Annotated in this window: 23 protein-coding genes; 16 read left to right on the top strand and 7 right to left on the bottom strand. The window is 55.6% G+C overall.

What is annotated here, in order from left to right; all coding sequences use genetic code 11:
* Window positions 1–649 precede the first annotated feature (649 nt).
* Entirely contained in the window at window positions 650–1,051 is a 402-nt protein-coding gene (locus MHZ89_RS14465) for an H-NS family nucleoid-associated regulatory protein (protein WP_120456486.1), read from the top strand.
* A gap of 82 nt (window positions 1,052–1,133) precedes the next feature.
* Here MHZ89_RS14465 and MHZ89_RS14460 read toward each other — a convergent pair whose 3' ends face one another.
* The gene (locus tag MHZ89_RS14460; RefSeq protein WP_311783576.1) at window positions 1,134–2,435 is read right to left on the bottom strand and encodes an LLM class flavin-dependent oxidoreductase; all 1,302 of its coding nucleotides are present in this window, start codon (window positions 2,433–2,435) and stop codon (window positions 1,134–1,136) included.
* Window positions 2,436–2,937: 502 nt separating this feature from the next.
* Here MHZ89_RS14460 and MHZ89_RS14455 point away from each other — a divergent pair.
* Window positions 2,938–4,239, top strand: coding sequence for an MmgE/PrpD family protein (locus tag MHZ89_RS14455; protein ID WP_311783575.1), 1,302 nt, complete (start codon window positions 2,938–2,940; stop codon window positions 4,237–4,239).
* Here the strand turns inward: MHZ89_RS14455 and MHZ89_RS14450 are convergent.
* Window positions 4,183–4,386 carry a hypothetical protein gene (locus tag MHZ89_RS14450; RefSeq protein WP_311783574.1) on the bottom strand — a complete coding sequence of 68 codons (204 nt, stop codon included), beginning with the start codon at window positions 4,384–4,386 and terminating at the stop codon, window positions 4,183–4,185. The genes MHZ89_RS14455 and MHZ89_RS14450 overlap by 57 nt on opposite strands.
* A 258-nt stretch (window positions 4,387–4,644) precedes the next feature.
* Between MHZ89_RS14450 and MHZ89_RS14445 the strand changes: the two genes are divergently transcribed.
* The 11 genes from MHZ89_RS14445 to MHZ89_RS14395 all read left to right on the top strand — a co-directional run bounded on the left by MHZ89_RS14445 (window position 4,645) and on the right by MHZ89_RS14395 (window position 14,222).
* Window positions 4,645–6,837 (top strand): TonB-dependent siderophore receptor, encoded by a 2,193-nt coding sequence (locus MHZ89_RS14445; RefSeq protein WP_311783573.1) that lies wholly within the window; start codon window positions 4,645–4,647, stop codon window positions 6,835–6,837.
* 216 nt (window positions 6,838–7,053) lie between these two features.
* Window positions 7,054–7,983, top strand: a complete 930-nt coding sequence (gene iolE / locus MHZ89_RS14440; RefSeq protein ID WP_311783572.1) for a myo-inosose-2 dehydratase — start codon at window positions 7,054–7,056, stop codon at window positions 7,981–7,983.
* A complete protein-coding gene (locus MHZ89_RS14435; RefSeq protein ID WP_311783571.1) occupies window positions 7,980–9,158 on the top strand; it encodes a Gfo/Idh/MocA family oxidoreductase in 1,179 nt (392 codons plus the stop codon). Before iolE ends, MHZ89_RS14435 begins: the two co-directional genes overlap by 4 nt.
* A gap of 156 nt (window positions 9,159–9,314) precedes the next feature.
* Window positions 9,315–9,518, top strand: coding sequence for a hypothetical protein (locus tag MHZ89_RS14430; protein ID WP_311783570.1), 204 nt, complete (start codon window positions 9,315–9,317; stop codon window positions 9,516–9,518).
* A gap of 180 nt (window positions 9,519–9,698) precedes the next feature.
* Entirely contained in the window at window positions 9,699–10,955 is a 1,257-nt protein-coding gene (locus MHZ89_RS14425) for a mechanosensitive ion channel domain-containing protein (RefSeq protein ID WP_311783569.1), read from the top strand.
* Window positions 10,956–11,157: 202 nt separating this feature from the next.
* Window positions 11,158–11,343 carry a general stress protein gene (locus MHZ89_RS14420; RefSeq protein WP_120456501.1) on the top strand — a complete coding sequence of 62 codons (186 nt, stop codon included), beginning with the start codon at window positions 11,158–11,160 and terminating at the stop codon, window positions 11,341–11,343.
* Between the two features lie 338 nt (window positions 11,344–11,681).
* A complete protein-coding gene (locus MHZ89_RS14415) occupies window positions 11,682–11,939 on the top strand; it encodes a hypothetical protein (protein WP_311783568.1) in 258 nt (85 codons plus the stop codon).
* A 167-nt stretch (window positions 11,940–12,106) separates the two neighbouring features.
* A complete protein-coding gene (locus MHZ89_RS14410) occupies window positions 12,107–12,316 on the top strand; it encodes a cupin domain-containing protein (RefSeq protein ID WP_311783715.1) in 210 nt (69 codons plus the stop codon).
* Between the two features lie 31 nt (window positions 12,317–12,347).
* The gene (locus MHZ89_RS14405) at window positions 12,348–13,241 is read left to right on the top strand and encodes a dihydrodipicolinate synthase family protein (protein ID WP_311783567.1); all 894 of its coding nucleotides are present in this window, start codon (window positions 12,348–12,350) and stop codon (window positions 13,239–13,241) included.
* A 180-nt stretch (window positions 13,242–13,421) separates the two neighbouring features.
* Window positions 13,422–13,883, top strand: a complete 462-nt coding sequence (locus MHZ89_RS14400) for a YlaC family protein (protein ID WP_311783566.1) — start codon at window positions 13,422–13,424, stop codon at window positions 13,881–13,883.
* Between the two features lie 81 nt (window positions 13,884–13,964).
* The gene (locus MHZ89_RS14395) at window positions 13,965–14,222 is read left to right on the top strand and encodes a hypothetical protein (protein WP_311783565.1); all 258 of its coding nucleotides are present in this window, start codon (window positions 13,965–13,967) and stop codon (window positions 14,220–14,222) included.
* 251 nt (window positions 14,223–14,473) lie between these two features.
* Here the strand turns inward: MHZ89_RS14395 and MHZ89_RS14390 are convergent, their stop codons facing one another.
* The 3 genes from MHZ89_RS14390 to MHZ89_RS14380 all read right to left on the bottom strand — a co-directional run bounded on the left by MHZ89_RS14390 (window position 14,474) and on the right by MHZ89_RS14380 (window position 15,699).
* Window positions 14,474–14,749 carry a biofilm/acid-resistance regulator YmgB/AriR gene (locus MHZ89_RS14390; protein WP_311783564.1) on the bottom strand — a complete coding sequence of 92 codons (276 nt, stop codon included), beginning with the start codon at window positions 14,747–14,749 and terminating at the stop codon, window positions 14,474–14,476.
* Window positions 14,750–14,877: 128 nt separating this feature from the next.
* Window positions 14,878–15,099 carry a regulatory protein YcgZ gene (ycgZ, locus tag MHZ89_RS14385; RefSeq protein WP_311783563.1) on the bottom strand — a complete coding sequence of 74 codons (222 nt, stop codon included), beginning with the start codon at window positions 15,097–15,099 and terminating at the stop codon, window positions 14,878–14,880.
* 291 nt (window positions 15,100–15,390) lie between these two features.
* The gene (locus MHZ89_RS14380) at window positions 15,391–15,699 is read right to left on the bottom strand and encodes a hypothetical protein (RefSeq protein ID WP_311783562.1); all 309 of its coding nucleotides are present in this window, start codon (window positions 15,697–15,699) and stop codon (window positions 15,391–15,393) included.
* Between the two features lie 415 nt (window positions 15,700–16,114).
* Between MHZ89_RS14380 and MHZ89_RS14375 the strand changes: the two genes are divergently transcribed.
* Together MHZ89_RS14375 and MHZ89_RS14370 are read left to right on the top strand one after the other, a co-directional pair.
* A complete protein-coding gene (locus tag MHZ89_RS14375; protein WP_311783561.1) occupies window positions 16,115–17,287 on the top strand; it encodes a diguanylate phosphodiesterase in 1,173 nt (390 codons plus the stop codon).
* Between the two features lie 132 nt (window positions 17,288–17,419).
* Window positions 17,420–18,052: an alanyl-tRNA editing protein gene (locus MHZ89_RS14370; protein ID WP_311783560.1), complete on the top strand. Its 633-nt coding sequence runs from the start codon at window positions 17,420–17,422 to the stop codon at window positions 18,050–18,052.
* 11 nt (window positions 18,053–18,063) lie between these two features.
* Here the strand turns inward: MHZ89_RS14370 and MHZ89_RS14365 are convergent, their stop codons facing one another.
* Window positions 18,064–19,320: a Gfo/Idh/MocA family oxidoreductase gene (locus MHZ89_RS14365; protein ID WP_311783559.1), complete on the bottom strand. Its 1,257-nt coding sequence runs from the start codon at window positions 19,318–19,320 to the stop codon at window positions 18,064–18,066.
* A 12-nt stretch (window positions 19,321–19,332) separates the two neighbouring features.
* Entirely contained in the window at window positions 19,333–19,995 is a 663-nt protein-coding gene (locus tag MHZ89_RS14360) for a YoaK family protein (protein WP_311783558.1), read from the bottom strand.
* Between the two features lie 241 nt (window positions 19,996–20,236).
* Here MHZ89_RS14360 and MHZ89_RS14355 point away from each other — a divergent pair, with 241 nt between their 5' ends.
* Complete coding sequence (locus tag MHZ89_RS14355) at window positions 20,237–21,175, top strand: zinc-dependent alcohol dehydrogenase family protein (protein WP_311783557.1); 939 nt, start codon at window positions 20,237–20,239, stop codon at window positions 21,173–21,175.
* Window positions 21,176–21,179: the final 4 nt, after the last annotated feature.

Below are 21,179 nucleotides of genomic sequence, written 5' to 3'. Positions count from 1 at the left end.
ACAGCGCTATTTCTGCCTTTGTAGCCGGAAATAAGCGCGAGTCGCTCCCTTTAATTCTGTGATGAAAGGCGAGCTAATATAGCGATGCGCATCAGCCTGCCTAAAAAAATTATTTCATAACAACCAATACTGGAACGTTGCACGCTAATTTAGCTGCCGTGATGGTTGCGCACGTCACTACCGCCGCGCCATGATATTTACCACCTGACTTTCCCAGCGTGGAAATATTGCGAACGTCAACGATAACGCTGCGCAATGGCCTGCTCTTTTAACAAGCATATAACTCTCTGTTGCTGATCACTTAGGCACTGTTGAATAAGGGAGGCGTAAAATATCGCCGCCAATATAATAGCCGGGGTTACATAAAAGCCTTTTTTTCAAACAGATAACAGAAACCAGATAAAGAGATCGCCCTGGGTTATGGCATTATGCCGATGGTTTTGCAGGCGCTCGCGCTATTCCACGCATGCAGGCAGAGTAGCTGCTTTATATTTGTTCTTGTTTTTTTATGCTAACGCATTAACCCAGACGGGTTAGCCAATCTTCTTTTCTTTTTACGGCTCTATCTGTGCTTTAGCTTATTTCCTTTATCAATTTTTTACCGTAAACTGCGCGCTTTACATATTTTGATTCGTTAAGGGTTATATCCATGAGTGATGCGCTGAAAGCATTGAATAATCTTCGTACGCTGCGCGTTCAGGCACGAGAAATTGAGCTAGACGTGTTAAACGAAATGCTCGAAAAGTTCTCTGTCGTTGTCGCAGAACGCCGTGAAGAAGTGAATGCTGAACAAGCCGCGCAAAAAGAAAAAGCGGAAAAGCTGGCATTGTATAAAGAGATGCTGATGAAAGACGGCATTGATATTTCCGACCTGGCCGATCTGGCGCAGAGCGAAAGCAAACCAAAAGCGAAACGCGCGCCGCGTCCGGCTAAATATAAGTTCACGGATGAAACCGGCGAAACCAAATTCTGGACCGGTCAGGGCCGCACGCCTTCGCCGATTAAAAAAGTGCTGGATGCAGGCGGCTCGCTGGACGAGTTCCTGATCTGATAAAAAAAGGCGCTGAATATCAGCGCTTTTTTTACCGCTTTTTTCGCCCCAACCGCGCGACGGCGGTAAAGCGTCTCAACCATCAGACCGTCGGCAGGCCGAGGTTTTCACGCAGCGTGGCATAGGCATACTCCGTTGGGAACAGGCCGCGACGACGCAGTTCCGGAATAACCAGCTCGACAAACAGATCCAGCTGCTCCGGCATGATGGCTGGCATAATATTGAAGCCGTCCGCGCCGCCCTGCTCCAGCCAGAGCTGGAAGTCGTCGGCGATATCTTCCGCGGTGCCGACGATAACCCGATGGCCGCGCGATCCCGCCGCGATAGCCGCCAGCTCGCGCAGCGTCAGGTTTTCGCGCTTCGCCATATCGGTCATAAGCTTCACGCGGCTCTGGTTGCCTTCACCCAGCGGCACTTCCGGCACCGGGCCGTCCAGCGGGTAAGTAGAGAGATCCATACCAAAGCGCAGCGAGAGCTGTTTCAGCCCGTTGTCGATATCCACCAGCGTATTCAGCTCTTTCCACAGCGCTTTCGCTTCCTCGAGCGTGCGGCCGACAATTGGCATCACGCCCGGCATAATCACCACATGCTCTGGATTGCGGCCCGCCGCTTCGATCTGCGCTTTCTGCGACTGATAAAACGCCTGCGCCTCTTCCAGACTGGCAGCAGCGGTAAAGACCACTTCAGCGGTTTCCGCGGCGAGCTTCTGCCCGTCGGCGGAGGAGCCTGCCTCGATGATCACCGGACGCCCCTGCGGCGAACGCGTGATATTCAGCGGCCCCTGCACCTGAAAATGCTCGCCGACATGGTTGATCGGGTTAATCTTGTCGTTAACAAAATATTGCCCTGACGCCGGGTCTGGCTGTACGGCGCCCTCTTCCCAGCCTTCCCACAGTTTATTTGTGACCTGCAGAAACTCACGCGCACGCGCATAGCGCTCGGCGTGGTTCGGCATATCGTCGCGGCTGAAGTTTTTCGCTACGTCAGCGGAGAAAGAGGTCACCACGTTCCAGGCGGCACGCCCGCGGCTGATATGATCGAGAGAAGAGAAGGTGCGCGCCATGGTAAAGGGATCGCTGAAGGTGGTCGACGCGGTAGCGGCCAGCCCGATACGACGGGTGTTCACCGCAACCGCCGACAGCATGGTGAGCGGCTCAAGGCGTGCCATGGTAGACGGCAGTCGATACATGCTGGTCGCCAGTGCATCGCCGACGAAAAACAGGTCGAAGCGGCCCGCCTCCGCTTTCTGCGCCAGACGGATAAGCCAGTCGATATCGGTGGGTGCGCCCAGCTCTTCGGTCAGGCGCCAGCCGCTGACGTGATGCCCTACCGGCTGAACGAAAAGACCAAGACGCAGACGATTTTTTGCAGATGAACTGTCCATATTATTTCCCTGATTGCGATAAGCGCCCTCTTTGGGCGGCGATAAAAATGGTCGGTGGCGATAAGCGCTTTACCTGCGCCGCGCCCGGCTCGTCAGCGCCATTAAGGACGAGCCCGCAGGCGCCAGAGTAGCGTGCATAGCATTTGCCCGTCCAGCCAACACCCTGACGATATGCCCGCAATGAGAAAAAGCCGTGGCTGCCATTGTCTGCCGACAGCTCAGGCGGGGGTTAGGCGAGGGCTAACACGACGTATCGAGTTGCTGGCTAAAAAAGCCGCTTTAACAAAAAGTTAGCGAAGTTGCGTTTCACGCATGCCGGGAAGACATAGTACGACAACCGCTTATTCAGGCAACCTTATAACTGGCTCTCCTTATTCACAAATTTGCATAAGCTTAGTGATATTTCAGATATAGCCATCCGCGCCTTTGTTGCTACCCTCTGGGTTCTGCTTATTCCCAAGGAGATAGTGATGCGCTTTTTCCGTTATCCGGCGGCAAGGCTATGAGCCTGACCGGGCAGCTCAGCCAGCTTATTCGTCTGGCGCCAGCCGATGCCTCCGCCCGTCAGCACGCGTGTCAAGGGGTACAGGATTTTCTCGCCGTAAGCTGGCCTGTGCTTAACCGGCAGGTGCCGGACAGCGGTCTGCCGCTGTTGCAGGGGCTTTACCGCGACAGCGGACCGGCATCGCGCGCCCTGCTGCTCGGCTATGCCGGGCACGCGCTCGACTACGACGATTTTCACGCCGACTTCCGCGGTCATCCCAGCGTGGTTATCCTGCCAGCGCTGCTGGCGTGGGCGGCGGAAAGCGATTGCTTTGACGTGGCGCTTTTTCTCGATGCATATATCACCGGCGTGGAGATGGCTGGTCGGCTGGGCCTGGCGATGACGCAACAGCACTATACGCTCGGCTATCACAATACCGCTTCGCTCGGCACCCTGGCCGCTGCCGCCGCGCTGGCGCGTTTTACCGGCGCGGACGCGCGTCAGTGTGCGGTGCTGCTCGGCATCGCTGCTACCGAGGCAAGCGGCCTGCGCGCGCAGTTCGGTTCAGCGGTGAAGCCGTTGCACGCGGGTTTCGCGGCAGAGCGCGCGGTGCGTGCCGCACAGCTGGCGCTGGCGGGGTTCGACGGGCAGGCGGAAGGCGTGCTTGAGGCTTTTATCTCGCTGGGAAGCGGCAACCAGGCCCAAAGAGAAAAGCTCACTGAGGACTGGGGTGCGCCCTGGCGTATCGCGGCGCCAGGCCTGGAGTTCAAGCCCTTCGCCACCTGCGCCGGTACGCACAGCGCAGCGGAGGCGACGCGCGAGATCCGCCAGCGCTGGACTGGCTCTGCGGCTGAACTGCTTAGCGCCATCGATCGCATTACCGTCGCATTTCCGCCAGGCGGCGATATTGCCGCCTCGGTGCGGCAGCCGAAAAATGGCATTGAGGCGCGCTTCAGCCTGGAGTATGTCATTGCCGCCATGCTGATTTACGGCGACCTGCGCATGGCTGACTTTGCCGAAGGCGAGGTCAATCCACAGATTATGGCGCTGGCGGCGAAGGTCATGCGCCAGCCTGATGAGCGCGCGCCGCCGGACGCGATTAATCCCGCGCTGCGCTTCCATGAGGTAACGCTGTTCCTCAACGGCGGCGAAGTGTTGCGCCAGCGACGCACCCGTCAGCAGTCGCTGGCGACGCCGGTAGATGTTGCGGGCAAACTGCGCGCGGCGCTGGTCGATCAGCAACAATTGCTGGCCAGCAGCGAGCTACGCGACGATGAGGATCTTCGCCGTCTGGCGCAGACGCTGATCGCCAGGCTGTAGCGCCGCGTATTCGGCTAACAGAGGCGTAAAGGCGGTGGCGCTGACCGCTGCCTGCACGCCGGACGGGTAAACCCTGTTTTTCACGCCTTTCTTTACCGCCTCGGCGATACGCCTCTTGCCATTAAAGCGACACAGTGACGAGCGCATTGATTAACCGGGTTCAGCCTGCCCGGTAACGGATGCGTTAACTAAACAATTTGTTTGCCGCTCCATCATCCCCCTTCTTCCAACCGGCACATGAGCCAAAATGCGTCTCGTTCTGGCTGGCCATTACTTTTGTTTACTAATTAACCCGCAGTGCAGAAATGAAATGTAAAGATATCAACAGCATCTATACAATGATAATCATTCTCATTATCATGCGCATTTGCTTACATTGATAAACATATCAGGGAGAAAGATTAAGTGAATGTAACCTTCAATGTCAGAAAGCGTCCCGGCGCCCTGCTGATTGCCGGTCTGCTGAGCGCCACGGGCGTCAGCGCCGCAGAAGAGACAGAAGCACTGGCGGATGATGAGACGATGCTGGTCACCGCCGAGCAAAAGCTGAAGCAGCAGCCCGGCGTGTCTACTATTACTGCGGAAGATATTAAAAAAAGCCCGCCGGTTAACGATCTCTCCGACATCATCCGTAAAATGCCCGGCGTCAACCTGACCGGCAACAGCGCCAGCGGCAGCCGCGGCAATAACCGCCAGATCGATATCCGCGGCATGGGGCCGGAAAACACCCTCATCATGATAGATGGCGTGCCGGTCTCGTCGCGTAACTCTATACGCTATAGCTGGCGCGGCGAGCGCGACACGCGCGGCGATACGAACTGGGTGCCAGCAGAGATGGTAGAGCGTATTGAGGTCATCCGCGGCCCGGCGGCGGCGCGCTACGGCTCCGGCGCGGCGGGCGGCGTGGTGAATATCATCACCAAACGCCCCACCAATGACTGGCACGGTTCGTTCTCGCTCTTTACCAACCAGCCGGAAGACAGCAAAGAGGGGGCGACTAAGCGCGCCAACTTCAGCCTGAGCGGGCCGCTGGCGGGCGACGCGCTGACCATGCGCATGTATGGCAATATTAATAAAACAGACGCCGACGCCTGGGATATCAACACCGCGCAAAACGGCTCCTATGCGGCAGGCCGCGAAGGCGTGCGCAATAAAGATATCAACAGCGTGCTCTCCTGGAAAATCAATCCAGAGCAGATCCTTGATTTCTCCTGGGGCTACAGCCGCCAGGGCAATATCTACGCGGGGGATACGCAAAACAGCAACGGCAATATAAGTTCCGACGGCCTGGTGGAATCCCTGGTCGGCAGCGAGACTAACCGTCTTTACCGACAGTCTTACGGCCTGGCGCATAACGGCATCTGGGACTGGGGCCAGTCAAAGCTGACCTTTAACTATGAAAAAACTAACAATACGCGTCTTAAAGAGGGAACCACAGGCAAAGTTGAAGGGATGATCAACAGCAATACCTTCGACACCAGCCGACTGGAGAGCTATCGCGGCAACGCGGAAATTAACTTCCCGCTCGACTGGCTGCGCGAACAGACGGTGACGCTGGGCGCGGAGTGGAATCATGACAAGCTCAACGATCCCGCATCAATGCAGGGCACCAATTCGTCGGGGGTCACTATCGGCAGCGTCAGCGGCAACGCGGCGGATCGCAGCAGCACCAACAGCGCGACTCTCAGCTCGCTCTATTTTGAAGATAATATCGCCGCGACCGACACTACCGAAGTTATCCCCGGCATTCGTTTCGACTATCACAACAGTTTCGGTGCCAACTGGAGTCCGAGCCTGAACCTGTCGCAGGGGCTGGGAGACCACTTCAAGCTTAAAGCAGGTATCGCCCGCGCCTTCAAAGCGCCTAATCTCTATCAGTCTACCGAAGGCTATCTGCTCGCGACGCGGGGCAACGGCTGTCCAAAGAATATAACCTCAGGTAGCTGCTATCTGCTGGGTAACGCCGATCTTGAGCCAGAGGTCAGCGTTAATAAAGAGCTGGGTATTGAGTACACCCAGCAAGGCTATGTAGCGGGCATCACCTGGTTCCGTAACGACTACAAAAACAAAATTGTTGCCGGCAGCGAGATAGTTGGCATGGCGTCTAATGGCTATAACATTCTGCGCTGGGAAAACGGCGGTAAAGCGGTAGTTGAAGGGCTGGAGGGCAACCTGACGGTGCCGCTGATCGAAGATACCCTCGAATGGCGCAGCAATGCCACTTACATGATCAAATCGGAAAATAAAGAGACCGGCAATCCGCTGTCTATTATTCCGAAGTACACCATTAACTCGCAGCTTGAATGGCAGATGACTAGCGATCTCTCCGGCAATATCAACTGGACAATGTATGGCCGCCAGAAGCCGCGCCAGTATACAGAAACGCGTCTGGATACCAAAAGCGCGATGTCGCAGCGTGAAATCGGCGCCTATTCGGTGCTGGGCCTTAATTTCAATTACGATCTGACAAAGAGCCTGCGCGCCAATGCAGGGGTCAGCAACCTGCTGGACAAGCGTATCTACCGTGAAAATTCGGGCGCTTCGACCTATAACGAACCCGGCCGCGCCTACTACGCCGGGCTGACGTATAGCTTCTGACGTCGCCCTTGCCGCCGTTGCCTGCTTTTACTGCGCGACGGCGGCTTTCCCGCTTACGAGTCCGGTATTAACTCTTTCTCGCTTCGCTCATCGCCTGCTCGAATGTTGCCTTTCCCGGTGCGCCCCGGTTGATGTTAATCACTCAAAATGGACGTAGCCTGTCCGATCGCCCTGCCTTATTTTTTTCCTGTTTTCATTCTCTGAGGAAGCAGGAAAATGCGTCACAACACCTTTTATTCTCCGGGCGCCGCCGCGCCTCAGCTGGGCGTCAGCCCCCTGTCATGGGTTAATGAAGTGCTCCACCATCTGGGCGCAGGCACGACCGCAGAGCAGTGTCTGCGCGAAGCGGCGCAGGCCGGTTTTCAGGGCGTAGAGCTGAGCCGCCTGTTTCCGCGCGACGCCGACGCGCTCAACCTGCTGCTGGGCCAGCACGATCTGCGGCTGATTTCCGGTTGGTATGACGGCTTTCTTACCGAGCGCAGCCTGGAGGCGGAGCTTGAAGCGGTGCATCAGCACGCGACCCTGCTCAGCCGCTGCGGCGCGAAGGTGATGGTTTACGGCGAATGCGGATGGATGGCGGAAAATGCGCTCGATATCCCGCTGCGGCAGCGCCGCCTGCTGCCCGCAGACCGTCTCGAAACCTATGCTGAGCGGCTGTCGCGCTTCGCCGAGGCGCTGCTGCGCAACTATGGTTTGCAGCTCGCCTTTCACCATCACCTGATGATGACAACGGAAACCTTCGATGAAATCGCGCTTCTGCTTAACACCTGTTCGCCCGATGTCGGCCTGCTGCTCGATACCGGCCATGCCTGTGCGGCGGGCTTCTCTTACCCGCTGCTGATTGACGCCTTTGCCGATCGGATCTGCCATATCCACCTGAAAGATGTGCGCCTTAATCGGCTGCGGCAGGCGCGCGCCAGCGACTGGACTTTTAACCAGGCGGTGCTGAACGGTCTTTTCTGCGTGCCGGGCGACGGCGACGTCGATTTCGCGCCGCTGTCGCGCTTTATCGCCGAGCGCGGCTACAGCGGCTGGCTGGTGGTTGAAGCCGAGCAGGACCCCGCCATCGCGCCGCCGCTTGAAACGGTCACGCGCGCCCAGCGCTATGTCGCCCGTCATATTCTTGCCCAGGAGAGTCTCGCATGAGTAAAAAGCACCTTAACGTCGGCCTGATTGGTTCAGGATTTATGGGTCAGGCGCACGCCGACGCCTGGCGCCGCGCCGCGCTGCTCTACCGCGATCTGCCGCTACAGCCGCTGCTGCATACCCTTGCAGACGCCACGCCTGCGCTGGCGCAGGAAGCGGCACAGCGATTCGGTTTCCGTCAGGGAACCGCGAACTGGCGGGCAATGGTGGAAGATCCCGAGATCGATATCGTGGATATCACTACGCCGAACAGCATGCATGTCGATATGGCGCTGGCCGCGATTCGTGCCGGAAAGCATGTTTATTGTGAAAAACCGCTTACCGTGTCGCTCGCCGATGCGCAGATGCTGGTGGAGGAAGCGGAACGTGCAGGCGTACAAACCTTTGTGGCATTCAATAATATTAAAACGCCCGCCGCGCAGCTGGCGAAACAGCTTATCGCACGCGGCGATATCGGTACGCCGACGCGCTTTCGCGGCTGGTTCGATCAGGGATTTTTTAACGATCCTGAACTGCCCTGGAGCTGGCGCTGTTCACGCGAACAAGCGGGTTCCGGCTCGCTGGGGGATTTAGGCTCGCACGTTATCAGCGTGGCGCAGTATCTGATGGGCCCGGTTGAGAGCGTTGTGGGTCAGGAACAAATCTTTATCGACAGTCGTCCCGCGCCGGACAGCGGTTCTGGCTATGGCGCGCAGGCCGATCGGCACGCCGCGCGCCTGGCGGTAGAGAATGACGATCAGTTTCAGGCGCTGGTGACCTTTGAGAATCGCGCCGGCGGCGTCATCGAGTCCTCACGCATTGCGGCCGGCAAAGTTTTCGGCATCGTCTGGGAGGTTTCCGGTACGGCAGGCACGCTGATGATGGACGGCGAACGCTTTAACGAGCTGAAGATTGCGCGCTACGGCGACGAAAAGCAGGATCGCGGCTTTAAGACGCTCTATGCCGGTTCACAGGTGGACGCCTTTAGCGGCTTTTTCGGCTTCGATTTTGCAGGTGGCGGACTCGGCTACTTCGACGTTAAGGTGATTGAGATTTTCGATCTGATTGGCGTGCTGAGCGGCGAGCGCGCGCCGGTGGCCGATTTTCGTTTCGGTCTTGAGAACCAACGCATTATTGAAGCGATGGTGCGATCCTCTGCGGCGGGCAGTCGGATAAAGATTGCTGATTTATCCTGATGTAAAGCGAAGCGCGTAAGGTTATGATGCAGGCGCTGCGGGTCATGCGTCGTCAATATCCGCCGCGCCTTGCGGGAAAAAGCAGACAGATGCACAGGCGCGGGTTTCGACGCCAGGCTACGCTGAATAAACCCGTAATTCAGGAGAGAAAAGCCCGTGAAATTTGAAAATCAGGATGCGTTTAAACTGGCGGTGGCTTATATGGAGCGAAAAGAGAATGTCACCGGCATTACCGTTTACTTTAAATCCTTTATCGAAACCTATGTGAAGTTCGACCGCTGGCTGAGCGCGGCCGATCCCGTACAGGCTGTCGAGGAGGAGAAAAAAGTGGCTAAAGCCAATCCGGATTCTCTGCTCTGACGCGCCGCCCGGCGGCGTAAGGCTCTCCTTCAGCCTTAATCTGTCGATATGGCTTCCCTCGCCCGGCTCCGTCTGGGCGTTGTCACCTTACCGCAACAACGCTGTGACGCATTCGTCGCTTATCATCACCCTCTGTTTTGTGCTTAACTTTCGCTCTACCTTTCTCAGTACGTGGTAAAAATGCACTATTTTAATGATCTAATGGGCTTTATTGAGGGAAATGTCGCCTTTTCAACCACCTTCAATATTATTATGCTGATCCTCGCCGGCATGATTGCGCATTTTGTCTGCAAGTTCTTCGTAGTCAAAGTTGTTCGCAAGGTCTTTTTCAGCACCCATAAAAGCGACGTCCCGCTGGATAAGGATGTCAGGATATCGGAGAAGCTCTCCAACTTTATTCCCGTCATCACCGTCTACTATCTGTTGCAGTTTATGCCGGAGCTGCCAGAGCATCTGCAAATTGCCATCAGGACGCTATGCGGCATCCTGTTCTTTGTCTATTTATCGCTGTTCTTTAATGAAGTGCTGGAGATCGTTAATAGCTCCTATTCCAAAAAGTCGAAGCGCAAGAATCACTCGATTAAAGGCTATATCCAGATCGGCAAAATTTTTGTGCATATTCTTTCGGCGATAATGATTGTGGCGATTATGTCGAATAAATCGCCGGTGATTATTATTTCAAGTCTGGGCGCGGCCGCGGCAGTATTAATGCTGGTTTTTCAGCATACGCTGCTGTCCCTGGTGGCGAATATTCAGGTCTCCTCTAACGATGTGCTCCAGCTGGGAGACTGGATTGAGATGCCGGATAAGAATCTCAGCGGCGAAGTAACGGATATTGCGCTGCATACCATTACTATCCGCAACTGGGACAATACTATTTCCCGTATTCCCACTAAGAATTTTTTAACGGAAACCTACACCAACTGGCAGGCGATGTTTTCGTCAGGCGCGCGTCGTATTATGCGCAGCTTCTATCTCGATCTGGATTCCGTCACTTTTGTGAATCAGGAGATGCTTCAGTCGATGGTGCAGCTGCGTGGCGTCAGCGAACCGCTCTCCGCGCTGCTCGACGGCCGTGATATTAGCGCCGTGGGCGATCGCTGGTTTATTGAAAACGGCATGACCAACCTTACCGTGTTTCGCCACTACCTGACGGCCTGGCTGGCGCAGCGCGACGATATTCGCAAAGATATGTATATTGTGGTGCGCGCCCTCAAACCCTCGCCCGATGGACTGCCGATTGAGGTTTACTGCTTTACCTCGTCAACGCTGTGGGCTGATTATGAAAACTCGCAGTCGGCGATTTTTGAGTACATCTATGCCATCGTCGGCCTGTTCTCGCTGCGCATCTATCAGCACCCTTCCGGCTCTGATTTCTGGCGTCTTTCGCGCCATCGCGAACGACCATCTGAAGAAAACCGCGCGCCTTACGCTTGATTAAACTGGCGTTTCAGACAATTGAACCTTTGCCCTCCATTATGCCGCTGCGCGCAGCGGCACGCCTGACAGCTTTGTTAAGTTCCCGAAAAACCGCACCTTTTGCTGTGATGTTCGCTTGCGCGAAAAGCGCGCCGGGCTACGCTTAAGGGGTGACTAGCTAGTCCTTTTATCTAATGGAACATTGATAGGAGTTCTGTCTATGACACAACAGAAGTACAGAGGCGGTGCTGGTAATTTTGCTAACGACCCGGAACGTGCAAAAGAAGCAGGCAGCGCAGGAGGCAAAGCCAGCGGAGGCAATTTCAGGAACAATCCTGACAGAGCCAGGGAAGCGGGCCGGAAAGGTGGCCAAAAAAGCCGTCGTCCGCCAGGTAATTCTGAGTAAGGTACCTTCAGGATGTTGTTCGCCATGGAATGGCGATTTTTCTTGATCCTGTCCGTCCTCGCATAAAAAGGGGAACTGAAGTCAGTGATGCGCCCCACCCGGCGCTTATCTCCGGCACTCGCAATGGCTTAGCTCTTGAAGGGGCTTAAGAATAGTCTCATAAAACCCTCTGCTGGCTTTAACCTTTTTTGCGCATGGTATTATTAGCCTGCTAACTTAACACCACGCACGTTAACACCTCTGCCCTCTTTTTCTGGCGCCTCTCTCTGCTTTTATAGCTACACTAAATCAATCACCGGCTTTTTTGCCGCGCTGCTTTTAATGACGAGGTCAAGCTTATGCCGTCCGGACAGTTTTATATACTCGATAAGCCTGAGCTTTCTTTTAGCTGCCACTATCATCTCGACACCGTAGCCGATCGCGCTTTTGAGTCGCGTATGCTGCTTGAGATCCAGAAAGAGAACCAGCCGGTTGAGGCGTTTGCGCCGCTCAGCATTGGTCAGGATGTGGTTTTTGTTTCGCCCAGCGGCGAAGCGAAAAACCTTTATCTGGTCAGTGAAACAGACACCCATTTTATTTTCTCTTCCCGAGCCTGAGGGCACAAAAAGACGTTTATACCGGCCCAACCAGCGTGGACTCCCACTCTACGCCGGGCATCATCTTTTCCAGGCCGTCAGTCAGCAGCCTAATGCTCTGCGTGCGTTAGCTCAGGCAGACTCTCCTTCTTTACAGATAGCGAAGGCTTCCGTATCGTCATTTGGGCGTGGCAGCCTACGCTCCCGGCCATCCGCAGGAAACCACAGAACTGCTTCATGTCACAGCCGGGACGTTATTGCTAACGGTCAATGGCGAAGCTTTTACGCTGGAGGCGGGCTGCTCGGCTGTTGCTATTACGGACACGCCGCACAGCTACGCCTGCGCGAATGATATTCCGCTCGCTTTTACTATGACAGTGCATGAAAAAGCGCGCTGAACCTTCCACTTAACGAGACCAGGAGCCTGCTATGTTTACCGGCCTGAGCGCTTTTCCCCTGACGCCCGTTACAGCATCGGGCGTTGATGAAAAAGGATTTACCCGCATCCTTGCGCGCCTGACGGCGGCAAAAGTAGACGCCATAGGCGCGCTGGGCTCGACGGGCAGTTACGCCTATCTGACGCGACAGCAAAGAGCGCGCGTCGCCGCCCTGGCCGTCGAACATGCCGATAATATTCCAGTAATGATCTGCGTCGGCGCGGTGAGCACAGCTGAAGTGCTGCACCTGGTCGATGATGCTCAACGCGCAGGTGCCAGCGCGCTGCTGTTGCCGCCGGTAAGTTATCAAAAGCTGAACGACAACGAAGTTTTCGGCTTATTCGAAACGGTATCGCGGCACGCTTCAGTTCCGATCTGCGTTTACGACAACCCCTCTACAACGCACATTGACTTCTCCATCGAGCTTTATCAGCGCATCGCTGCGCTTCCCGGCGTGCGCTCAATCAAAATTCCCGGCGTACCGGTCGATACGGATAAGGCGCATGCCCATATCAGGCAGCTGCGCGCGGTACTGCCGCAGCGAGTCAGCCTTGGCGTAAGCGGCGATGCATTCGCAGGGACAGGTCTCAATGCCGGCTGCGATCTCTGGTATTCCGTCTGCGGCGGTCTCTTTCCTTATACGGCGAAAGCGATCGCCGCTGCCGCCGCGCAGGGCGACAGTGCGCGAGTCACGCAGCTATCCTCGCGCCTGGAACCGCTCTGGGCGTTGTATCGCAAACACGGCGGCAGCATCCGCGTCATGGCCGCTGCGGCGGGGATACTCGGCCTGACCGATCTCGACTCTCTTCCTCGTCCGCTTCAGCCGCTTTCGGCTGCGCACAGGCGCGAAGTCGCTGAGGTCATCCAGGCGCTGGAGCTGACCTGATATTTTCCTTTTCTTTGCAGCAGCCCGCTTTTGCCAACGGAAGGCGGGTTGCGTAATTATCCTAATTAACGCTTCGTTCTATTGGTGTAGGCTGCCTTTCTTTTTACGCTTAAAAAGCGGTGTCTAAACACAGGCAATTCATCTATACTTTTGGGGTTATTTTTAGCAGAGAGCAGTTACATGTATAGTGAATTAGAGAGCTTATTGCAGCAGGAGCTGGATCAAATAAACCGTGAAGAAAATCGCAACGATCGCCCCTATTTCGATGTTTCATTTATTAAGCAATACCCGGGTCTGTATGGCCTGATGTGCTTTTTATTCGTTATTACTATGGGCGTGCTGCTTTACTCCTCTTCATTCGGCACCATTGAATATATTGTCTGCTGCGTAATTTTCGCCATCTGTAATTTCTTTTTCTTTTTTCATATCAACCCCGCCTATAAAGTAAAAGATATTGATAAAGGCGCGCTGAAAAACTGCTATACCGGCGACTGGTATATGGAAGTGCACGTACGCGAGGCCTTTATTCAATCGCTGCTTGCAGGTAATGTTCTTAGCGACGAAGAGAAGACGCGCCTGAAGAGTCAGTACGATAAAAAAGGCTACCTCTACTTCGCAGATATTTACCGCCTCAGGCACTAGCGGTCGTTTAGCGCAGAAATCGCCAGCAGCCAGGCTTTCCTGTGCTAAGCTTTTTGCATATTTCAGGCGAGACGAGGAAATATGGGAAATCATTCACAGGACAAGATGACCAATATCGTTATTGGCGAAGCCGTTATGCAGCTAGTGAGCGCTGGCGCAGACATCTCCTGGCGCACCGTGACGGAAACGCTGCAGCGTCAGTTAAAAACAGAACAGGACAGTGAGCGTCTGATGGCTATGCGCCACGCTATTAATAAAGTACATGATGAACTGCGCGCGCATTACGGATCGCATGAATCGCTGTCGGGTCGCCCAGCGGCAGAAAGATTGCTGCACTAATAACAGCGACACTTATTCGGCGATATCCTCTCCAGCCGTTCTCAGAAAAATCCTTTTATCTTTATAAAGACTTTCGCTGACGCGCTCGCGTGCCAGGCTTAAGACGTTTATTGAGAAGAGAACAGGAGAGAGCCATGAAAATCTGGATTGCCGTTTCCCTTGCCGCCGCATTGAGCTGCTCCGTAATGGCATCTCAGGGCCAGTTTGAAACTGCCGCGCCGACGTCTACAGGCCAGACGGCGCATCGCTGATTAAATGCCTTCGTCGTCCGGCGTGCGCCCCACCACGATTTCCAGACAGTGGCGCAGTACGTCGAGCTGCACAACATCACTGGTGCTCTCCAGCTCGGCGATAAGATAGATAATGATCGCTTTGCTGGTCACGCGCTTTCCGTGAATAACGATATCGCGAATAGCGGTATCCAGCACCCGGGATTCCGCCTCAAGGCGATCGCCCGCCTCGCGAAAATGATGGATAATCTCGGCTTCGGCAGAGATGGCGCGCTGAGAATAGGTATGTGTTTGCATGATTTGTTCTTATCGTATGGCCTGCGAAGTTAACGCGCAGCGCCGCTAACAAGGATGTTAAGGTCAGGCGAATCCGTTGAAGCCTGAGCGTTAACCTGAATAAAAAATATCGTCGCGACTCTGAGCGATTAAAAAAGCATACCGATAAGCAGGTGAAGCTGCCGCTCTTCTTCCGGGCCGGAAGCCTGTTCCAGGCGTTGAATAAGGCGCGAGCAGAGCGCTTTTCGGTTAAGATTTTGACCGGCGCGCAGAATCTCCGTCACAACCTGACCCAGAGTTTCCTGCTGCGACGGTTGCGCGGCGTTGCTGATATAGCGAACTGTGTCTGAAATGGCGACGTTATGGCGCATGGTAAATCCTCTGCGTTAACAATTGATTAAATAGTGCTCATCAGAGCCTGCAGTAAAGTTATACAACTCTGGCAAACTTGTACAGCCATTACGAGGTTGTACAGGTCTTATTTTTGTGCAAAAAGTGCTTAATCTGCTATTTCAGGTGCTTAAGCATGCGCTAAAGCGCCCGGAAGAAGGGGTTATAAAGTTGTACAACTTTACAGGCAGGTGACTAAAAGGCGGAAAAAAGGGTGTCTTCCCTGACAACGATCTCCGGCCGGGACGCGTCAGACGCGCCCGATAATGAGGTTATCTTTCATCGTCGTTTTCCGGCCGGAGCCGTATAACGTCTTCGCTGTGTCTTCCATTATCTTCCCGACTTGCCACCGTCAGCCAGTGCAGTTCGGTTCGATCCCGGCTGTCATGATGCTGATAACGCTTTAGCCAGCGTCTGGCCTCCGTGATTTCAGTAAGCCTTGCGGCCTGCGTTTCGTTTTCCGCCATCAGACTAAGCTCAGCGATGAGTGTTTCAACGCTTATTTCCTTCTCACCGAGAGCCAGGCTGATAACTGCTTCGCCGATAATGGCGTGGCCTATCTCATCGTTGCGAAATAACACGTAACCTCCTCCTTTTCCGAATTTTGCATAACCTCATTTGTCAGTTTAGTGACCTGCAACTTGTACAGGTTTATTATTTTTGTAAAGAAGCGGTTTTTACCTTTAAAAGAGACTGGCCTGACGCGCCTTAAAAACAGCAAAATATGTAACTTCACGTAAAGCGAAGCGGCAAAGCGGAAAAAACCTGATAATAAAAAATTAATACACAGTAAATACATGCAGTTGCATTAAATTCTTAGATTCACTTCAACACTCCATCCCGGTTAAAACCTTATGTTTTTCATTTTTTATTTAGCTTTTATCGGCATGACAGGCCGATTTAATCCCGGTAACGCACAAATTAGTCAGCGTTAATTGGCGTTGCCCTGCCTGTAGCTGTTAAGGTGGCGTCGACAATCACGAAACCGGAGCATTTATGCTTACAACAATAATTTATCGCAGCCATATCGCTGACGAGGTTCCAGTCAAATCCCTGCCGGGTATGGTGGAGAAGGCAAGCCTGCTTAACGCCTCACATCAGGTTACGGGTATTCTGCTGTTCAACGGCACCCACTTTTTCCAGATCCTTGAAGGACCGGAAGCGGGCGTGCTGGATATCTATGGCAGAATCTGCAACGACAAACGCCACCATAACGTAGTGGAACTGATGCGCGACTATTCGCCGTCACGCCGTTTCGGCAACGCGGGTATGGAGCTGTTCGATCTGCGTGAACACGATCGCTCAACCGTACTGCAGGCGGTGCTGGATAAAGGCACGTCACGCTATCGTCTTACCTATGACGATCGCGGCTTACAGTTTTTACGCACCTTTGTCGAATCGCGCGAAAAAGAGAACTATTTTGAGGTGCCGCCGGTTGAAAACTGGGATTTTATTGCCGATCAAACGGGCGCATCGGACTCATGGCCAGCCGATCGCGGCGTGATCTTCAAACCGGTTATCGATCCGCTGGGTCGCCAGGTGACGGCGATCGAAGCTGTCGCGACGCTCGGTGATGACGCTGCGCTTGAGGGACTGCCGAAATATCAGGCGAGCCTGAATGCCGCCAGGCAAGCCTTCGCTCAGGCGGGCAGAGCCTGCCCGGAAGGTATGCCGCTTTACGTCAGCCTGCTGCCAATGACGCTGGTGGCGATCCCCGAAGCGGTGCGCACTATTGTGGATGAAATCCGCAGCGCTGGTCTGGTGCCGGAACAGGTTATTATCGGCGTCAGCGAAACTGAGGTGATTTCTCAGCTCGATGCGTTTTCGGTGGCGGTAAGACAGCTTAAGGAAGCGGGCATCAGTCTGTCGATTGATAACTTCGGCGACGGCTCGGCAGGACTCTCCATGTTAACCCGCATACAGCCTGACCGTATTCGTATTGACGCAGGCATTATTCGCGACGTGCATCGCAGCGGCCCGAAACAGGCGGTGGTGCAGGCTATTATCAAATGCTGTTCGGCGCTGGAAATTACCGTTATCGCCGCCGGTATTGAGCGGCCGGAAGAGTGGATGTGGCTGGAAGCCGCAGGCGTGATTAACTTCCAGGGACGCCTGTTCAGCGATACCGGCGTCGCCGTCGCCTGGCCAGAGTTGCGCGAAGCTATTTAACGGACTGTCTGTTGAGCAGGGATGCTCGCCCACTCTCTTTTTTTCCTCCCCTCACTGCAACAACGCCCCCCTTTTTTATCACCTGCAGACTCAGGTATGCTGCTGACTTACTTTCGTTTGACAGGAGTCGCCGTGACTGAGAAACGCTACTACAGCAGCGATGCGCTTGAAGCAGAGTCCAGAGTGATAAGCTGCACGCCTCAGGGTGATGATCGCTTTTGCGTGATCCTCTCCGCAACGCTGTTCCACCCTCAGGGCGGCGGGCAGCCCTCTGACAAAGGCACCATTAACGGCGTAAACATGCTACAGGCGGTGCAGGATGGCGATGAAGTCATCCATATTACCGATGGCGCGCTGGAGACGGGGCCGGCGCATTTAACGGTGGACGCAGAGCTGCGCGCGCTCCATTCCCGCTACCACTCAGCCGGTCACCTTATTGGCCTGGCGGGAGAAAAATATGGCTGGCTGGGGATAAAGGGCAACCATAAGCCGGGCGAAGGACGCATCGTTTTCGAACCCACTGGAACCTTGCTCCCCGTCACGGTTGATGACCTCGCCGCAGAGGTGGCGGCGCTGGTTCAGCGCGGCGACAAACGCGCCATCAGCGAAACAGCAGGCAAACGTCTGGTAACCTGGGGCGACCTCAAGCCTTACGCCTGCGGCGGCACCCACGTGCTGAATACGGCGGAGATCGGCACCATTCGCATCACTAAGGTTAAAGAGAAAAAAGGCCAGCTCTCCGTTCAGTATGAACTGGATCGCTAACCCCAGGAACCTTAACGCGCCTCAGCTGGAACCGGCTGATGCGCGGATGGGGTGTCGATCTTAACCGGCACGCCTTCCCGCGCGGAGCGATAGATCGCCTCCATCAACAGATGATCCTGCAAGCCCTCCTCGCCCGGCGTGTTCGGCGTGCGGTCATGCAGTACGCAGTCGGCGAAGTGGTCGATCTCCAGCGTGAACTGGTTTTTCGGCGAGAGGCGAATTTCGCTCATCTGCTCCTTGCCATCCTGAAGCTGGGCCACATACAGACGCTGCCCCTGGTAGGCAAACGCATTTTCCAGCTCCAGCGACCCTTTTTCGAGACGAATCTCCATATTTTTGCACTCATGTGCGCCGTAGCTGGTCGCACAGTTAGCGATAGCGCCTGAGGGAAAACGCAGCGTAAAGGAGAGGGTTTCCTCCACCTCTTTGTAGCGCTCATCCTCTACCGGATTCACTATCTGCGCGTACACTTCGGTAGGTTCTTCCCCCAGCATGGTGCGTACGCCGTTAAGACAGTAGAGGCCGATATCAGGCAGCGCGCCGCCGCCTGACAGCGCAGCGCGAATGCGCCACTGGTCGCCCGAGCCGTGTACCTGCGTATTGGTCGCATGTATGATGCGCGGCGCACCAAGCTCGCCGGACTGCGCCAGGCGCGCCGTCTCAAGGTTAAACAGCTCATACTGACAGCGGTAGGCGATCATCAGCCTGACGCCTGCCGCCCGGCAGGCTGCGATCATTTCTTGCGCCTCCGCCGAGTTGTTCGCCATCGGTTTTTCGCACAGCACATGTTTGCCCGCTTTCGCCGCCGCCAGCGCATGATCGCGGTGCAGGCCATTGGGCGTCACAATATAGACCGCCTCGATCTCGCTGTTTTCCGCCATGCGCGCCATCTCGTCGTAGCCATAGATGGCGGCCGGATCGATGCCATATTGCTCCGCGACGGCGCGCGCCTTCTCTGGATGACCGGAGACGAGGGCCACCGGACGCGCAAGCTGACTCTGGCGAAAAGCGGGCAGAATCTGATTGAGCGTCAGGCGTCCCAGCCCGACAATCGCCACGCCCAGACGTTTTTCTGGCGCGCGCAGCGTTTGCGGCTGCGGTTCAGGTCGATCGCCCGCACCCTTCCAGTTTTCAAAGGTAATACTCTGCTGCTCTACGCGGCCGACATCTATTGGCTGCGGCGGGAGCAGTTTGCCCGCAACGGGCAACCGTGGCCCGGTTGCCGTTCCTGGGCCAGCAGATGCGAACTTCGGTGATTTATGCGACATAGTGCCTCCTTTTCAGGCGTCCTGAGTGGCGTAGCATCGCTTAACGGCGCTCAGCAGGCTGAACGCAGCCAGCATCAGCGACCAGATGGCGATAACCAGTAAAGCGAATGGGGGAAAACGGGCATCAAGCAGCGCGCCTGCCCAGGCGGATAACAGCCAGACCAGCCAGCGCAGCGCCAGCGGCGCGGCCCTGACAATTTCCCCTTTGGCCAGAGTGCGGCCCAGCCTGACCAGCGTGCCGGTCATAAAGGTCACGCCAGACTCCTGGCTGCAAACCTGATTAAGCGCGCCCATCGCCAGAGCGATAAGCACCACCAGCGAGTAAGGATAGTCAGATGCGCCAGCTGGCCAGGCGACAAAAAAGAGCAGCGCGATCAACGCCAGCAGAACGGGCGCGCGTCGGCTGGCAAGCCGATTACCAAGCCAGGCGGTGAAAGTGGTGCTGATAAAAAAAGCGCATATAATGCCGAGCAATGGCAGTGCCTTAGCAACATCGCCCTGCTGGAGGGAATGCGCCAGTTTGCTGGTATCGCCAGTAATGTAGACCGCCAGCAGCTCTTTACTGTGCTGATAAAGCAGGGCGTCGGTCAGCCCGGCGATGGTGACCAGTAGCAGGACAAAGGCGTGGTACAGCACCTGCGCAGAGGCAGGTTTATTGTCGCGGAGTGACGGCATAACGCTCCAGATTCTGGCAATAACACATAAGGTTAATATCCAGATATAGGCAAAAACGGAGCGTTAAGCCAAACGGAGCGCAAGAAAACTGATGCCTTCAACGGCGCGAATGCCCGCTCAACCGGCAGCTTCCGCCTGGCTTTTGGAGCAAATAAAGCCTTGTTTAAAAAGGAATCGCACAGGCAGTGCAAATGAGTCAGGATCAAGATAAGCCATGACAACAAAGGATAACGAGTCGAGGATGAATAAGGCTCTCTGGTATCGACATTTCGGTGAGCCTGAACAGGTTCTCTCTCTGGAAGCGGCCCCGAAACCGCCTCTTGCCGCTGGCGCTGTCCGGGTCAAAATGCGCCTGGCGCCGGTTAACGCCTCTGATCTCATTCCAATAACCGGCGCTTATCAGCATCGCATCGCGCTGCCGCAAGTCGCCGGCTATGAAGGCACTGGCGTCGTCATCGAAGCGCCCTCTTCGCACGCCTTTCTCCTTGGCAAACGCGTGCTGGCGCTGCGGGGCGAAGGAACCTGGCAACGCTTTACCGACGTGCCTGCCGACAGGGCGATCAGGGTGCCGGAAAGCATAGACGACACTCTGGCCGCGCGCGCTTATATCAATCCCCTTGCGGCCCGACTGATGCTCGACCACTTTTCGCCTGCGGGCAAACACCTGCTGCTTACGGCGGCCGGTAGTGATTGCGCGCTGCTGGCGGGACAGTGGGCGCTAAAGGCGGGCGCGCTCTCCGTAACGGGCATTCACCGTTCACCGGTTCATGCCGCGCGGCTGGAGGCGTGCGGCATAACGCCAGTGCAGCAGGAGGACAGCGCGGCCCTACGCCACTATGCTGCCCGCGCCGCGCTGGTGTATGACGCGACGGGCGGCGTGCTGGCGGAAGAGATACGGGAAAGGATGCCGACATCCGGCCTCTTTATCTCTTACGGCCTGCTCTCCGGTCAGGCGTTCCGTTTGCGCCAGGCTTTACCGCGCGTCCACTGGTTTCATATCAGAAACTACCTTCCGCTGATGGACGCCCAGGCGTGGCAGGATGCCTTTGCCCGCATCTGGCCAGCGCTGGAGCAAAGCATGACCAGCAGCGCAACCTGCTACGCCTTCGACGACTGGCGTGCAGCCATTGCAGAGTGGCGCTCCGCCGGGAGAACCAGCAAGCCGCTGCTCCGTTTTTAATAAG

It is taken from the genome of Pantoea sp. ACRSB, from assembly GCF_022346905.1.
Taxonomy (GTDB): Bacteria; Pseudomonadota; Gammaproteobacteria; order Enterobacterales; family Enterobacteriaceae; genus Pantoea; species Pantoea piersonii.
This window is presented reverse-complemented; position numbering and strand designations above follow the sequence as displayed.

Excerpts from the sequence above, each read along its gene's own strand:
- MHZ89_RS14435 (WP_311783571.1), top strand. The coding sequence starts at position 7,980 with ATGAGTAAAAAGCACCTTAACGTCGGCCTGATTGGTTCAGGATTTATG.
- MHZ89_RS14460 (WP_311783576.1), bottom strand. The coding sequence starts at position 2,435 with ATGGACAGTTCATCTGCAAAAAATCGTCTGCGTCTTGGTCTTTTCGTT.
- MHZ89_RS14360 (WP_311783558.1), bottom strand. The coding sequence starts at position 19,995 with ATGCCGTCACTCCGCGACAATAAACCTGCCTCTGCGCAGGTGCTGTAC.
- MHZ89_RS14400 (WP_311783566.1), top strand. The coding sequence starts at position 13,422 with ATGTATAGTGAATTAGAGAGCTTATTGCAGCAGGAGCTGGATCAAATA.
- MHZ89_RS14390 (WP_311783564.1), bottom strand. The coding sequence starts at position 14,749 with ATGCAAACACATACCTATTCTCAGCGCGCCATCTCTGCCGAAGCCGAG.
- iolE (WP_311783572.1), top strand. The coding sequence starts at position 7,054 with ATGCGTCACAACACCTTTTATTCTCCGGGCGCCGCCGCGCCTCAGCTG.
- MHZ89_RS14415 (WP_311783568.1), top strand. The coding sequence starts at position 11,682 with ATGCCGTCCGGACAGTTTTATATACTCGATAAGCCTGAGCTTTCTTTT.
- MHZ89_RS14375 (WP_311783561.1), top strand. The coding sequence starts at position 16,115 with ATGCTTACAACAATAATTTATCGCAGCCATATCGCTGACGAGGTTCCA.
- MHZ89_RS14405 (WP_311783567.1), top strand. The coding sequence starts at position 12,348 with ATGTTTACCGGCCTGAGCGCTTTTCCCCTGACGCCCGTTACAGCATCG.
- MHZ89_RS14420 (WP_120456501.1), top strand. The coding sequence starts at position 11,158 with ATGACACAACAGAAGTACAGAGGCGGTGCTGGTAATTTTGCTAACGAC.
- ycgZ (WP_311783563.1), bottom strand. The coding sequence starts at position 15,099 with ATGCGCCATAACGTCGCCATTTCAGACACAGTTCGCTATATCAGCAAC.
- MHZ89_RS14425 (WP_311783569.1), top strand. The coding sequence starts at position 9,699 with ATGCACTATTTTAATGATCTAATGGGCTTTATTGAGGGAAATGTCGCC.
- MHZ89_RS14465 (WP_120456486.1), top strand. The coding sequence starts at position 650 with ATGAGTGATGCGCTGAAAGCATTGAATAATCTTCGTACGCTGCGCGTT.
- MHZ89_RS14355 (WP_311783557.1), top strand. The coding sequence starts at position 20,237 with ATGAATAAGGCTCTCTGGTATCGACATTTCGGTGAGCCTGAACAGGTT.
- MHZ89_RS14450 (WP_311783574.1), bottom strand. The coding sequence starts at position 4,386 with ATGCGCTCGTCACTGTGTCGCTTTAATGGCAAGAGGCGTATCGCCGAG.
- MHZ89_RS14365 (WP_311783559.1), bottom strand. The coding sequence starts at position 19,320 with ATGTCGCATAAATCACCGAAGTTCGCATCTGCTGGCCCAGGAACGGCA.
- MHZ89_RS14455 (WP_311783575.1), top strand. The coding sequence starts at position 2,938 with ATGAGCCTGACCGGGCAGCTCAGCCAGCTTATTCGTCTGGCGCCAGCC.
- MHZ89_RS14395 (WP_311783565.1), top strand. The coding sequence starts at position 13,965 with ATGGGAAATCATTCACAGGACAAGATGACCAATATCGTTATTGGCGAA.